The sequence below is a fragment of the Snodgrassella sp. M0110 genome, from assembly GCF_016101465.1.
GTDB lineage: Bacteria > Pseudomonadota > Gammaproteobacteria > Burkholderiales > Neisseriaceae > Snodgrassella > Snodgrassella alvi.
In genome coordinates this window covers 30,489-44,898 of the sequence record NZ_JACFQM010000003.1, presented here as the reverse complement: position 1 = coordinate 44,898, position 14,410 = coordinate 30,489, and the positions used below count along the sequence as shown (strand labels likewise).

Here is a 14,410-nt window from a genome sequence, read left to right as displayed (position 1 = left end):
GGAGTATGGATTATCGCTACATAGTCGTAGAAGGATCCATTGGCAGTGGTAAATCTGCTTTAAGTCGCCGTCTGGCGCAGCATTTTGATGCTTTACTGCTGTCGGAAATTCCGGAAAGCAATCCGTTTCTGGAAAAATTTTATCTGAATGCGGCAAATCACGGGCTGGCGACAGAGATGCATTTTCTAATGCGCCGTTGTGAGGCAATAAATGTAATTTATGCTGAAGATGAGCGACGCTCGCGGATTGTAGCTGATTTTCTGCTTGAAAAAGATCAGATATATGTGCCGGTAATTTTACGTGAAGAAGAGCAGACTCTGTACTGGCAGATTAAGCAGAAAGTGATGCCGAAATTTCCGGTACCGGATCTGGTTATTTATCTGGAAGCTGATGACGAGTTACTCGACAAACGTTTGCGCCAGCGGGATGACGGAATGGTAAATCTGTTTCCGGCTGGTTATTTACAGCAGATTCACGCAGAATATCGTCGGTTTTTTCATTTATATCAGCATGCTCCGCTATTGATTGCTAATACTAATGAGCTGGATTTCCTTGGTAATGATGACCATTTTGAACTATTACTCAATACCATTGCCAATATGCAGGGTAGTCGTAATTATCTCAATTTAAGCGAATAATTATTTAAAATTGTTTGGTGAAATAATTATTTCTGTTGTCTGCGTGGATATTTCAGCCAATCTGATTTGTCGTAAATTAGCTATATCGGCATTTTATGCCGTTTAATTTGAGTAAAAAAATATCAATGACAATATTCTGTTAATTAGGTATTTATTTGCTCTTTGCGATGGATTTCAGACTTACAAACTGTACTTTTTATAGAAAAAAGTACAGTTTTTGTATATGGAATTGCAAAATTCAGATACGTATTTTTCCGGCATTATCGAGGATGAAATTACTGGTTTAGTACCAACATCTGGATATATCCATATTAGATAAATAGTTTTAAAGATATCCCGGTCAGATGAGAATAAAGGATGGCAAAATATTTGTTAATCTGTTCTGGTTTGGCTGTAGTCTGTGGTATTTTGCCGGTCATTACAACTAGCCGAATATTTGTTGTAACAAATTTGGGTTTCTTTAGCCGGAATGCAGGTTAAAAATAAATGAGCTGTTATTACCGGCAGTATTTTCTGATAAAACATAAATAGCGGATTTATCTGTATATGCATACTATTCATACTTTAAGGAAAATGAAGGCAGCCGGTGAAAAAATTGCCATGCTGACTTGTTATGATGCCAGTTTTGCCCGTCTGATGAGCGATGCCGGTGTTGATATATTGCTGATTGGTGATTCGCTTGGTATGGCGGTACAAGGGCAAACATCTACTATACCAGTTAGTGTTGATGATATCTGTTATCACACGGCTGCTGTAGCACGGGGTAATCAACAGGCAATGATTCTGGCTGATCTGCCTTTCGGTGCCTATCAGCAAAGCAAAGAACAGGCTTTTGCTGCTGCAGTACGCCTGATGGTTGCCGGTGCACATATGGTAAAACTAGAAGGGGGGGCATGGATAGCAGAAACCACACAGTTTTTACAGCAGCGAGGTATTCCGGTATGTGCACATATCGGTCTGACACCGCAATCTGTTCATACACTCGGAGGCTATAAAGTACAAGGTCGTGGTGAAGCCGCGGCACAATTAATGGCCGATGCTCAGGCTCATGCACAGGCTGGTGCTGATATGGTATTAATGGAGTGTGTACCCGGCCGGCTGGCAGCAGAGGTGACAGCAGCACTTAGCTGTCCGACAATCGGTATTGGTGCAGGTGTCGACTGTGACGGACAGGTTCTGGTAATGCATGATATGCTGGGTATTTATCCGGGTAAAACAGCTAAATTTGTCAAAAATTTTATGCGGGATCAGGATAGTATTCAGGCAGCTGTCAGTGCCTATGTTCGCGAAGTAAAAGCAAAAACTTTTCCGGCAGCAGAACATATTTTTGCTGATTGAAAGTTTGAATTAAATTTCTGTTTTTAATTGAAAATATTATATTTTTTTGTGGGTTTTTCTTTACAAATAGTCAATAGGCATATTTTGTGGATATTTATACGGGCTTGTTTTTTTTTCTGGAAGTATATATAAGTTAATTCGTTGACAAATAAAAATTTTCAGGGAGATGCTTATGGCGCTCGCCAAGCCTTACCCCCGTGCTTTAACTATTGCCGGATCTGATTCCAGTGGCGGAGCAGGTATTCAGGCGGACTTAAAAACTTTTGCTGCGCTGGGCGCATACGGTACCAGTGTGATTACAGCCATTACTGCACAGAATACTTTTGGTGTACAGCAGGTTATGGTAGTAGCGCCGGATATGATAGAAGCGCAGTGTGCGGCAGTGATGTCTGATATTCGTATTGATGCAGTCAAAATCGGTATGCTGGCTGATATTGACAGCATCCGTACGGTTGCTCAATCACTGCAACAATATCATTTGCCCTTTACTGTACTGGATCCGGTCATGGTGGCTACTTCAGGTTCAGCTTTGTCGATAGAAAATACTGTGCAGACAATGAAGCATTTGCTGATGCCGCTAGCTGATATTCTGACACCTAATCTTTTTGAACTGTCTATCATGACACATAAGCCGATAGCCACTACGGATAAAGAAATGCTCGAGCAGGGACAGATTTTACTGGATGAAGGCTGTCATGCGGTACTGGTAAAAGGCGGGCACCGTAATAACTCTGAAGATGCTGCAGACTGGCTGATGGAACGGGATAATGAACCGGTATGTTTTAAAAGTCTCCGGATTCATACTTCACATACTCATGGTACCGGCTGTACTCTTTCAGCTGCGATAGCCGCTTTGCGACCACAGCATGAAAATCTGGCTAATACAGTTGCGGCTGCCAAAAGTTATGTACATGGTGCGATTGAGGCAGGGCAACACTGGCATCTGGGACATGGGTATGGTCCGTTAGCGCATTTCTGGCGTATAAGGCATGATTAGTAGTTTTGCCGCTATGCTAAAATTGGCAGCTTGACGGGTATAAGGCCGACTGCAAGGTATAAATTGCTTTTTTATCAGACAGGGGAAGTTTTAATGCAGACATGGCATCAGGCAATTGGTGCAGAAAAACAGCAACCGTATTTTCAGCATATTCTGGAAACAGTACGTGCTGAAAGGCTGGCCGGTAAGGTGATTTATCCGCCGGCACAAGATGTGTTCAATGCGTTTAAGGCAACTGAATTTGCTCAGGTTAAAGTGGTTATTCTTGGTCAGGATCCTTATCATGGTCCGCAGCAGGCGCATGGTTTGTCTTTTTCTGTACGGCAAGGTGTAGCCATTCCTCCTTCACTAGTCAATATATATAAAGAACTGACTGAGGATATACCCGGCTTTCGTATTCCGCAGCATGGCTATTTGCAGCACTGGGCAGAGCAAGGTGTATTGTTGCTTAATACCGTTTTAACCGTGCGCGCCGGTCAGGCACATTCACATGCAGAGCTGGGCTGGGAAACTTTTACCGACCATGTGATTGCTGTCTTAAATGCTGAACGTGAACATATTGTATTTATGCTTTGGGGCAGCCATGCCCAAAAAAAAGGTGCTATGATTGACCGGAAAAAACATCTGGTATTAACTGCACCTCATCCGTCTCCTTTATCTGCATACCGTGGTTTTTTCGGATGCAGACATTTTTCACGGGCTAATGCATATCTGCAGGAGCACGGATTAAGCCCGATAGACTGGCAATTGTAAGATATCCGGCTGACCAGAAGCCGGCCTGATAAACAGTACGGTTGTGTTTTTGCCGGAAGCATCAATAAAACCATGTTAAATCTGAATCCGCAACAACACGAAGCTATTCACTATCTTGATGGACCATTACTGGTGCTGGCCGGTGCCGGCAGTGGTAAAACGCGTGTTATTACTGAAAAAATTGCTTACCTGATTACACAAGCACATTATCCTGCCCAGCAGATAGCTGCAATTACCTTTACTAATAAAGCGGCACGGGAAATGCAGGAGCGTGTTGGTCATTTATTAAGTAAATCGCAAACCCGCGGTTTAACTATATGTACTTTTCATTCGCTGGGTATGCGTTTTTTACGTGAGGAAGCAGCAGCTGCGGGATATAAAAAACAATTTTCTATTCTCGACAGTGCCGATGCGGGCAAAATCATCAGTGAATTACTGGGCAGTACCGGCAGGGAAATGGTGTTTAAAGCCCAGCATCAGATTTCACTGTGGAAAAATAGTCTGCTTTCTCCGGAAACTGTTATTCGGCAGGCTGATGATACATGGACACATCAGATGGGGCAGTTATATGCCTCTTATCAGGATACTCTGACCAGCTATCAGGCAGTAGATTTTGATGATTTAATCCGGATACCGGTTGAGCTGCTCCAGTCACAGGCAGACATTCGCTATAAGTGGCAGCTTCGTTTGCGTTATTTGCTGGTAGATGAATGTCAGGATACCAATACCTGTCAGTATGCGCTGATGCGTCTGCTTACCGGTGCAGAAGGTAAGTTTACTGCCGTAGGTGATGATGATCAGAGTATTTATGCCTGGCGTGGTGCCAATATGGAAAATCTGCGTTTGCTGCAACAAGATTATCCGGATTTAAAAATTATTAAACTGGAGCAGAATTATCGCTCTACTGCACGTATTCTGCGTGTAGCCAATCAGGTGATTGCCCATAATCCCAAACTTTTTGCTAAAACATTATGGAGTGAATACGGGTTGGGTGACATGATTGATGTTATTGCCTGTAAAAATGAGGCTCATGAAGCTGATGTAGTCGTCAGCAGAATTGCTCATCAAAAACTGATTGGTGGTGATGCAGTACATTACCGGGATTTTGCGATTTTATATCGGGGTAATCATCAGGCGAGAGTTTTTGAAGAGGCATTGCGCAGCCGGAGAATTCCATACAGACTTTCAGGCGGACAAAGTTTTTTTGATAAGGCTGAAATCAAAGATGTTCTGGCTTATGTTCGTTTACTTGCTAATCCGGACGATGATCCGGCATTTTTGCGCGCAGTAACGACACCACGGCGAGGAGTAGGTGAAACCACACTGGCTAAGCTGAATAATTATGCCAAAGTGGCGCAATGCAGTTTATTTGAAGCTGCACGCAGTATGGATGCACTGGCAGAGCTGTCAGCAAAAAGCCGTGAACCGTTACAGCAGTTTATGGCTTTGCTGGTTGATTATCAGGCACGTGCTACTGTGGAAGATGCCGGACAATTGTTGCACAGTTTGCTTGCCGATATAGCTTATGAAACACATTTGCTCAATACGGAGGAAGGACGGGCCGGAGAAATTAAATGGCGCAATGTGCAAGATTTGCTCAGCTGGATAGGCAAAAAAGGTGAAGAAGATGGCCGAAATATTCTGGAAATAGCCCAGACTATAGCACTAATGACATTGCTTGATGGTAAAGAAGATGAAGATGCAGATATGGTAAGCATGTCTACTTTGCATGCGTCTAAAGGTCTGGAGTATCCGCATGTGTTTCTGGTAGGCTGTGAAGAAGGAGTATTTCCGCATGCTGACAGTATCGAAGAAGGCAATATTGATGAGGAACGCCGGCTGATGTATGTGGGTATCACCCGTGCGCGGCAATCCCTTACTCTTACACATTGTCATAAACGCAAACGTGCTGGTTCTTGGGAATTTCATGAACCCAGCCGTTTCATTGATGAAATGCCGGGCGAAGATATTCGTTTGCTGGGACGTAAAGGCAGTGAACCCATTGTTAGCCAGTCGGAAGGTAAAAGTATTCTTGCCGGAATGATGGCACGGCTGGATAGTCTGCAATAGCTGTCTGTAACGTCATGTGATTTGCACCATTACATGTTAAAATACAAATTGTTTGCTGCCTGTGCAGCTTGATTATGGAAAAAAATTATGAAAATCGCCAAAAATTCTGTTGTGACGCTGGATTATGAAATGTTTGATGCTGATAACCAGCTGATCGATAAAACTGAAGAACCGATTAGTTATTTACATGGTGGTTATGACGGTATTTTTCCATTAGTGGAAGAGCAGTTACATGATAAAATAATTGGCGATGTAGTGGATGTAACACTGGCACCCGACGATGCATTTGGTGAACAGGAAGAAGATCTGATTCGTATCGAACCATTGGATGTGTTCCCGGTTGAAGTTAAAGTGGGTATGATGTTTGAAGCGGATGATCCGGAAACCGGAGATGTAATGGTTTATCGTATTACCGATGTGGCTGATGGCAAAGCTGTAGTTGATGGTAATCACCCATTGGCTGGTCAGCGTATTCGTTTTAAAGCAACTGTAAAAGATATTCGCCCTGCTACTGAAGAAGAACTGGAACATGGTCATGTTCATGGGGCGCATGATCACCATCATCATTAAATTGCAGATATTATTCAATAATTAAATCAAAAGGAAGTTTTGCTGTATGCGTAAACTTCCTTTTTTGATTTTTACTGGTAATATTCAGCACAATAATATTTTTATAATATAATATTAGGAAAAATGTTATGAAAATTACTAAAAATTCTGTAGTGACGATAGAATGGGAAATATTTGATCTTGATAATAAACTGATCGAAAAATCTCCAAAACCGTACAGCTATTTGCAAGGTGGCTATCGTGGTATTATGCCTATGGTGAAAGAACAATTATATGATAAAACTGTTGGTGATATAGTCGATATAAAACTGGCGCCGGCTGATGCGTTTGGTGAAGTTGATGAAGACCTTATTTTTGTTGATCAGCTGGATAATCTTCCTGGCAAAAAAGATGACATATATGTAGGGTTGCTTTTAGAAATTAAAGACAGGAAAACTGGTGAGGTACGTATATATCGTGTTACCGATGTGTCTGATAATAAAGCTGTAATAGATGGTAATCATCCTTTGGCCGGTCTTCATATACGTTTCAAAGCAGCTGTAAAAGATATTCGTCCGGCTACTGCTAAAGAACTGAAACGAGGTTCTGTTTAAGAGTAAATGGCGGTTAACTCTTAATAATTAATTAGTTATTAAAATTATATAAAATAAAGGGAATTTTTGCTTTAAACGAAAACTTCCTTATACAGTATTACTAATAATATTTCACATTATAATGGCATATTGGCTTTCGTTGTCTCTGATTTACTGATTCACAGTATTAGTTTCAGACGGTATGATAAACCATGCATGCATTTTCTTATTAATGCCATTATGACTCCCGAACAAATTCTTGCAGCAGCACGTCCGTATTCATTGTTTCTAAGCCGTTTACTGGATAATCAATTACTTAATACAGACAAACTTTATCTCTGGCTGGAGCGGCAACTGACCATTGATGATTTTCGGAATTTCGCTGACTGGGCGCAATTACAGAGCAGTGAAAATGAAGATGAACTGGCACGCCAGTTACGCCTGCTGCGCCGTTATGTAATGGCACATATTATGGCTCGTGATTTGGCGCGGATAAGCGATTTAAATGAAGTCACTGTAACCATTACCCATCTGGCGGATTTCGCTATAAATATTGCTGAGCAGTATGCACATGCCTACTATGCTGGTTTGTACGGACAGCCAGTCGGTCAGTATAGCGGAGATAAGCAACGCCTTAGTATTGTAGGTATGGGGAAAATGGGTGGCTATGAGCTGAATGTATCGTCTGATATTGATTTAATTTTTGTGTTTCCGGAAGCCGGAGATACTGATGGTAAACGACAGAAGAGCAATCAGGAATTTTTTACAAAAGTCGGACAGAAAATCATTGCTCTGTTAAATGATATTACCGGAGATGGTCAGGTCTTTCGGGTTGATATGCGTTTGCGTCCTGATGGTGATTCTGGAGCTCTGGTAATCAATGAAACCGCACTGGAGCATTATCTGATTCAGCAGGGACGGGAGTGGGAGCGTTATGCATGGACAAAGGCGCGTCTGGTCACAGACTATCCGAATAATATTGCTGCACTGGTACGACCTTTTGTGTATCGCAAATATCTGGATTTTAATGCTTATGACGGCATGCGCAACCTGCATCGGCAGATACAGCGTGAAGTTACCCGTAAAGGTATGGCCGATAATATCAAACTTGGTGCAGGTGGTATCCGCGAGGTGGAATTTGTTGCCCAGATATTCCAGTTAATACGGGGCGGACAGGTACGCAGCCTGCAATTAAAAGGTACACAGGAAACGCTGCATGCTTTGCTTCAGCACGGTATGCTATCGGAGGATAGTGTCGATACATTACTGAAAGCCTATTATTTTTTGCGAGATACCGAACACCGGCTGCAATACTGGGATGACCAGCAAACCCAGATGTTACCAACTGGTGAAAAGCAGCAGCAAATGCTGGCACAAAGTATGGGATACAGCGACTACAAAGATTATCTGGCTGCCCTGAATCTGCACAGACAGGCTGTGCACCAGATTTTTGAAGCAATATTTACTGAACCGGAAGATAAAGCCAAAGTAAATGATCCGGATATGCTGCGTGTATGGCAGGATGAAAGTGACAACAAAGAAAAAATCGCTTTGCTGACTGCGCACGGGTTTGATGCAAAAAATGTATTGCAGCGGCTGCAGCAATTGCATCATGGCAGTCAGTACCGGCAGTTATCGTCCACTGCACAACAGCGTTTTGACGAAATCATACCGTCAGTGCTTAGTATTGCCGCAAAATGTCCGCAAGCGGATGTTACTTTAGCCCGTTTACTGGATTTTCTTGAGGCTATCGGCCGGCGCAGCTCTTATCTGGCATTTATGCATGAGCATCCTGAGGCTCTGGAAAAGCTGGCTGGTTTAATGAGCCAGAGCAGCTGGGTAGCTACTTATCTGCAGCAGCATCCGGTATTGCTGGATGAGCTGCTCAGCAATGAATTAATGCGTATAGATACTGATTGGGCAGCTCACTCGATTGAACTGGAGCATCAGCTTGATGAGTGTCACGGTGATGTTGAAGCCCAGATGGATGTTTTACGCCGGTTTCAGCATGCATGGACTTTCCGTCTGGCCGTGCAGGATCTGGCTGGCTTGTGGACAGTTGAGTCCTTATCCGACCAGCTTTCCGCTTTAGCAGACTTGATTATTCAAGCTGCACTTACAAGAGTATGGACTGAATTACCACGCAGGCATACTAATACTGCACATTTTGCCGTGATTGGTTATGGCAAATTAGGCGGCAAAGAGCTGGGCTATACTTCTGATCTGGATTTGGTTTATGTATTTGATGATAATCATCCGGATGCTGTCGATACTTATACTCGTCTGGCACGCCGCTTGACCAGCTGGCTCACTGTTCCGACTGGCGCCGGCATGCTCTATGATATTGATTTACGTCTGCGTCCGAACGGAGATTCCGGTTTTACCGTCACACATATACAGGCTTATGAGCGCTATGAACGTGAAAGTGCATGGACATGGGAACATCAGGCTTTAACACGTGCCCGCTTTATTGCCGGAGACAGTGTAGTTGGCAGACGCTTTGATGCTATACGGAATGAGATACTGTGTCGTCAGCGTGATGCAGAACAGCTTCGGAAAGAAATTATTGCCATGCGCGAAAAAATGTTCCCTACACATCCTCCAGTTGATAGTAACGTGAAATATGCCCGCGGCGGTGTCGTTGATGTGGAATTCATTGTGCAGTATCTGATTCTTTCTTTTGCACATCAGTATCCGCAATTATTACAAAATTATGGCAATATTGCTTTACTCAGTATTGCTGCTAAGCTGGGGCTGATTGACAGTAAACTGGCGGAAGGCAGCCGTACTGCGTATCGTTATTATCGACAGCTACAGCATAACACCCGTCTTCGTGACGCAGTCACTACGCCCATAGATGCTTCCTTACTTGAATATTATCAGATAGTGAAGAAACTATGGAAACAGGTATTTGCTGCCGAACCGTCGGAGTAAATATTTTATCTGTCGGTTTTCACTTCTGCTAAATATAAAATCCTTATTCATCAGTTAAATTCCATCGTTATGCTGCTTGATATGAACTAAGCAGACAGCTACAATCAAAGGTCGCACTAGCTTTCAAACTGGTCTACTGTAGTGAACCAACTGATATTTGACTTTGACGATCGTAGCTATCCCGGATTTGATAAATTTCTTGGCCATACCAATGCGGAACTGATTTATGTGTTACAGCATCAGGCTGACCCATTTATCTTTGTCTGGGGGGAAGCAGGCAGTGGTAAAAGCCACTTGCTCAAAGCATGGGTGGCTCAAGCACAGTCACGCGGGCTGAAAGCTGAATATGTTGATGCAGCCAGAGAAGGTCTGGGACACTGGCTGTTCGATCTGGACTGTGTTGCCGTAGACCAGATTGAATTACTCAGTGCAACTGAACAGCAGCAACTATTTTCTCTTTTCAATCATTTTCGCAACAGCCGGCACGGTAATCTGCTTTTAAGTTCAGCAATTCCTCCTCAGCAGCTAATGATCCGTGAAGATTTACGTACACGCATGGCCTATTGTCTTGTCTACGAAATCAAACCATTAAGTGATGATGAAAAATTCAACGCTCTGGTAGGCATGGCTCATGCACGGCAAATACCGGTTGATGCAGAAGTAATCCGCTATTTGCTGGCTCACTGGCGCAGAGATCTGGATAGCTTGCTGCTGATGCTCAATACCCTGAATGATTATTCACTGGCGCAGGGTCGACGCATCACTCTTACATTATTGCGCCAGTTACTTAAACAACAGGAAAATGCATGAATCTGGCTATTTTTGACCTTGACCACACACTGATTAACTGTGATTCAGATAATGAATGGCCGAAGTATCTGATGCAAAAGGGACTGGTAGATAAGTCGTTTGTTGACATGAAAAATGACAAATTCTACCAGGATTACCTGAATGGCTGTCTGGATATTGATGAGTTTCTGAAATTCCAGCTTGCACCACTGGCGCGCTTTAGCCGCGCGGAGCTGGATGAAATGCATAATGAGTATATGCGTGATTTTATCGTGCCGCATATTTCTACTATGGCTAAAATGCTGGTTCAAGGACACCGCGATGCCGGTGATGAAATGCTGCTTTTGTCTGCTACTAATGAATTTATTATCGCACCCATTGCAAAAGCGTTTGGTATTCAGAATATTATCGGCGTGCAGTTAGAAACAGATGCAGACGGTAACTATACCGGACACTATACAGGTACGCCCAGTTTTAAAGAAGGCAAAGTTACCCGCTTGCAGCAGTGGCTAGCACAGCGCGGACAGCAGCTGGAAGATTTTAGTAAAGTGTATTTTTACAGTGATTCGCATAATGATTTGCCTTTGCTCAATTTGGTAACTGATCCGGTTGCCGTTAATCCTGATGAGAAACTGGTGCAGTATGCCCATCGCCATGGCTGGCCGATACTGAATTTTATGTAATGATGTATCATAACTTTGGCAAACAGCGGAAAATTTATTCAAAATTTCTGGATTAGAAATTATATTTCCTGAAATAAATGGTAGTGTTGAATATAATAACTTGGCAGTAAAAGTGGTTCCAAAAATTACAGAGGAAGAAAAATAAAATTTTGTGGATGAGTGATTGAACTATGTAATATGAATGATTTATTTACCTTCATTTTTATCAGCCAGAATTCATCAATCACCTTATCCACTAAACGAGAGAGTTTTTGAAATCTTAGCTTAGCAAAGATAGTAAGGATTATCAGTGGTGTTGAATGAGGAAAAACCAGTGGTATGCGCCTTGGTCAATTGGAATAATGGATCGGTATAATTTTGAATTGGCTAAACTGGTCGTAACATCAGAATTTCAAAGTAAGCATATTGGTGCAAAGTTTATAGAGGTTGTCATAATCAAAGTCAGAGAGCAGGGAGAAAAAAGCTCTATTCGAGCTATACTAGCTTGAAGCCTACATACAACTCTATCAGTAAGCTGGTTTTAAAAAAACTGAACATACAAGTGTTTTTAAGAAGTCAATATTCAAATGGTGCTGAATTTGTAAAGTTACATTACGAATACATTAAAATTTTTATATATAAAAACATACAAAGAATAAATAAGCTTATTTTTACAAATAAGCTTATTTATTTACGATATATAAATATATATATAGTTTCTGCATAAATTTTTACTGAAATTAATTAAAAAAGTGTGTTAATTTAGTTAAACGTAAATCTAATAAAATTATTTTATAGTAAGTATTATTTAAATAAAAATTATGGTTACTTTAGCTCAAGGTACTATTTTAAGTAATGAGAAATTATGTGAATTGTTTCTTTGCTCACCTCAAGGGGGGATGCGCAAATCAAACAGAACGAATACATTGGTGCTCATCACTAATCATATAAATTCTATATATAACGATATATGGAAAGATGATATTTTATACTATACAGGTATGGGGCAATTGGGAGATCAGTCTTTAGAATCTGCACAAAATAAAACCTTAGCTAATATTGAAAACAATGGTGTAAAAGTGCATTATTTTGAGGTTTTCAAAACAAATGAGTACACTTATATAGGTGAAATGCTTAAAGCCAGTGAGCCCTATACAGCACAGCAATTAGATGTAGAAAAACAATGGCGGCAAGTTTATATTTTCCCTCTTCGTTTAAAGGCAGGGGGACTTCCTAATGAAGTTATAAATCATTATGAGAATGAGAAATTATCTTCAATAAAAAACTTATCTGATAAAAAGCTGTTAGTTAAAATTCGACAGCAAAATGATGGAGCTAAACAAACTAAAACCAGTAAAATGACGGTTAAAGTGCCACGTTATCGACGCAGTATGGAGTTAGCAGAGTATGTAAAGCGTCAGGCTAAAGGTCATTGTGATTTGTGTGAACAACCTGCTCCTTTTACTAATAAAGAACATCAACCTTATTTAGAATGTCATCATATAATATGGTTATCACAGAATGGTGCGGATACATTAGATAATATAGTTGCACTTTGCCCAAATTGCCATCGAAAAATGCACATAGTACAAGATGAGAACGATATCAAAAGATTAATTAATATTGCTTATCAACGTATGCAAGAATTGGATCATAAAAGCTGATTTAGAGAATCATTTATTTTCATAGTTAGATATGTTTATTCAATTTGGTATTTACGATAAACAGATAAATAAATCTTTCATATTAATAAAAATTCTGTCGCCGGCCGGTATTATGAATACCCGCCAGCATTACCGACGGCATTATTCTTACAATACAAGAATCGCGCGAAAGTCATTGATATTGGTTAATGTCGGCTTTGTTATCAGTAATTGTCCGGTTGTACTAAAAAAATCATATGCATTATGATTATTCAGCATGTCGTGTGTTGATATTCCGGCTTGTTCGGCACGGAGTAATGTATCAGGTGTTATCCATGCTCCGGCATTATCTTCGCTGCCATCAATACCATCTGTATCGGCAGCCAGTGCATAAATATTGTTTGCTCCATTCAGAGCAATAGCCAGTGCCAGTAAAAATTCAGTATTACGACCGCCGCGTCCTTGTTGCCGGTTTAAGGTAACAGTGGTTTCTCCACCACTGAGAATCAGCAAAGGTTTATTGCGCTGATGCCGGTTTTGCTGAAACAGAGCGATTCCGGCCATTACCTGAGCCACTTCACGTGCCTCGCCACCTATACGGTCTCCTAGATACAGTACTTCAATTCCCTGATGGATTGCCCGGTTTTGCACAGCAGTAAATACCTGATCAGGGCTAATAATAATGTGAGCACTGCTGTTCGGAAGATTTTTAGGTGTTTCAGCCTCTGCTTTGTTTAAATAGGCGATAACACTTGCGGGAAGGTCGATTTGGTATTGATTTACAATACGTTTAATATCAGCCAGCGTGGTAGGATCGGGCACACCTGCGCCGGAGCCTATGGTACTGATATCATCACCAACTACATCTGAAATAGCCAGAGTGGTGATATGTGCTGGTGCTGCTGCGGCAGCCAGTCGACCGCCTTTGATGCGAGAAAGATGTTTCCGCAGTGTATTCATGGCGTCTATGGGAACACCATTACTAAGTAACTGGCGGTTAATATATTGCTTATCAGCCAGTGTGATACTGCTAACCGGCAGTGTGGTCAGAGCGGAAGCGCCACCTGAAACGAGATAATAAACCTGATCCTGCGGATTTAATCCGCTAACAGCATTAAGTAAGGCCTGAGCAGCAGTCTGTCCGGCAGAGTCCGGTAGAGGATGACTGGCTTCCAGTACTTTGATGTGCTTTGTAGGAATGCTGTGTCCGTAACGGGTAACAACGACACCGGATAGTGGCGGATAGTCTTGCGGCCATATTCTTTCCCATTCAGCCGCCATGGCAGCAGCAGCCTTGCCTGCACCGACAACTATTACCCGTCCGCATGGATTTTTCTGTGGTATCCATTTACTCATTTTATTCACCGGACTGGCTTCTTCGATCGTATAGCAAAATAATTGCTGTAAAAAGTTGATGGCATTATCGTGGCTGAGCATACAGTTA

The 14,410-nt window shown here is 41.8% G+C and carries 12 protein-coding genes; 11 read left to right on the top strand and 1 reads right to left on the bottom strand.

Annotated elements, in window-relative coordinates; genetic code table 11:
- Positions 1 to 5 precede the first annotated feature (5 nt).
- From H3T84_RS05135 to H3T84_RS05085, 11 genes are all read left to right on the top strand, one after another.
- Positions 6 to 638 (top strand): deoxynucleoside kinase, encoded by a 633-nt coding sequence (locus tag H3T84_RS05135; protein WP_198218438.1) that lies wholly within the window; start codon positions 6 to 8, stop codon positions 636 to 638.
- 546 nt (positions 639 to 1,184) lie between these two features.
- On the top strand, positions 1,185 to 1,976 hold the full coding sequence (panB, locus tag H3T84_RS05130; protein WP_084547688.1) for a 3-methyl-2-oxobutanoate hydroxymethyltransferase: 792 nt from the start codon (positions 1,185 to 1,187) through the stop codon (positions 1,974 to 1,976).
- A gap of 172 nt (positions 1,977 to 2,148) precedes the next feature.
- Entirely contained in the window at positions 2,149 to 2,973 is an 825-nt protein-coding gene (thiD, locus tag H3T84_RS05125; RefSeq protein WP_198218437.1) for a bifunctional hydroxymethylpyrimidine kinase/phosphomethylpyrimidine kinase, read from the top strand.
- Positions 2,974 to 3,066: 93 nt separating this feature from the next.
- Positions 3,067 to 3,726: a uracil-DNA glycosylase gene (gene ung, locus H3T84_RS05120; protein ID WP_198218436.1), complete on the top strand. Its 660-nt coding sequence runs from the start codon at positions 3,067 to 3,069 to the stop codon at positions 3,724 to 3,726.
- Between the two features lie 72 nt (positions 3,727 to 3,798).
- The gene (gene rep, locus H3T84_RS05115) at positions 3,799 to 5,796 is read left to right on the top strand and encodes a DNA helicase Rep (RefSeq protein ID WP_198218435.1); all 1,998 of its coding nucleotides are present in this window, start codon (positions 3,799 to 3,801) and stop codon (positions 5,794 to 5,796) included.
- An 87-nt stretch (positions 5,797 to 5,883) separates the two neighbouring features.
- A complete protein-coding gene (locus tag H3T84_RS05110; protein ID WP_198218434.1) occupies positions 5,884 to 6,366 on the top strand; it encodes a peptidylprolyl isomerase in 483 nt (160 codons plus the stop codon).
- Positions 6,367 to 6,494: 128 nt separating this feature from the next.
- Positions 6,495 to 6,959: a peptidylprolyl isomerase gene (locus H3T84_RS05105; RefSeq protein WP_198218433.1), complete on the top strand. Its 465-nt coding sequence runs from the start codon at positions 6,495 to 6,497 to the stop codon at positions 6,957 to 6,959.
- A gap of 195 nt (positions 6,960 to 7,154) precedes the next feature.
- Positions 7,155 to 9,872 carry a bifunctional [glutamate--ammonia ligase]-adenylyl-L-tyrosine phosphorylase/[glutamate--ammonia-ligase] adenylyltransferase gene (gene glnE, locus H3T84_RS05100; RefSeq protein ID WP_232346117.1) on the top strand — a complete coding sequence of 906 codons (2,718 nt, stop codon included), beginning with the start codon at positions 7,155 to 7,157 and terminating at the stop codon, positions 9,870 to 9,872.
- Between the two features lie 141 nt (positions 9,873 to 10,013).
- Positions 10,014 to 10,682, top strand: coding sequence for a DnaA regulatory inactivator Hda (gene hda, locus H3T84_RS05095; protein WP_037392794.1), 669 nt, complete (start codon positions 10,014 to 10,016; stop codon positions 10,680 to 10,682).
- Positions 10,679 to 11,344: an HAD family phosphatase gene (locus tag H3T84_RS05090; RefSeq protein WP_084550501.1), complete on the top strand. Its 666-nt coding sequence runs from the start codon at positions 10,679 to 10,681 to the stop codon at positions 11,342 to 11,344. Before hda ends, H3T84_RS05090 begins: the two co-directional genes overlap by 4 nt.
- Positions 11,345 to 12,144: 800 nt before the next feature.
- Positions 12,145 to 12,987, top strand: a complete 843-nt coding sequence (locus H3T84_RS05085; RefSeq protein ID WP_198218432.1) for an HNH endonuclease — start codon at positions 12,145 to 12,147, stop codon at positions 12,985 to 12,987.
- Positions 12,988 to 13,134: 147 nt separating this feature from the next.
- Here the strand turns inward: H3T84_RS05085 and H3T84_RS05080 are convergent, their stop codons facing one another.
- Entirely contained in the window at positions 13,135 to 14,403 is a 1,269-nt protein-coding gene (locus tag H3T84_RS05080; RefSeq protein WP_198218431.1) for a glycerate kinase, read from the bottom strand.
- Positions 14,404 to 14,410 lie beyond the last annotated feature (7 nt).

Coding starts and splice junctions, on each gene's coding strand:
- H3T84_RS05135 (WP_198218438.1), top strand. CDS start 6: ATGGATTATCGCTACATAGTCGTAGAAGGATCCATTGGCAGTGGTAAA.
- panB (WP_084547688.1), top strand. CDS start 1,185: ATGCATACTATTCATACTTTAAGGAAAATGAAGGCAGCCGGTGAAAAA.
- thiD (WP_198218437.1), top strand. CDS start 2,149: ATGGCGCTCGCCAAGCCTTACCCCCGTGCTTTAACTATTGCCGGATCT.
- ung (WP_198218436.1), top strand. CDS start 3,067: ATGCAGACATGGCATCAGGCAATTGGTGCAGAAAAACAGCAACCGTAT.
- rep (WP_198218435.1), top strand. CDS start 3,799: ATGTTAAATCTGAATCCGCAACAACACGAAGCTATTCACTATCTTGAT.
- H3T84_RS05110 (WP_198218434.1), top strand. CDS start 5,884: ATGAAAATCGCCAAAAATTCTGTTGTGACGCTGGATTATGAAATGTTT.
- H3T84_RS05105 (WP_198218433.1), top strand. CDS start 6,495: ATGAAAATTACTAAAAATTCTGTAGTGACGATAGAATGGGAAATATTT.
- glnE (WP_232346117.1), top strand. CDS start 7,155: ATGCATTTTCTTATTAATGCCATTATGACTCCCGAACAAATTCTTGCA.
- H3T84_RS05090 (WP_084550501.1), top strand. CDS start 10,679: ATGAATCTGGCTATTTTTGACCTTGACCACACACTGATTAACTGTGAT.
- H3T84_RS05085 (WP_198218432.1), top strand. CDS start 12,145: ATGGTTACTTTAGCTCAAGGTACTATTTTAAGTAATGAGAAATTATGT.
- H3T84_RS05080 (WP_198218431.1), bottom strand. CDS start 14,403: ATGCTCAGCCACGATAATGCCATCAACTTTTTACAGCAATTATTTTGC.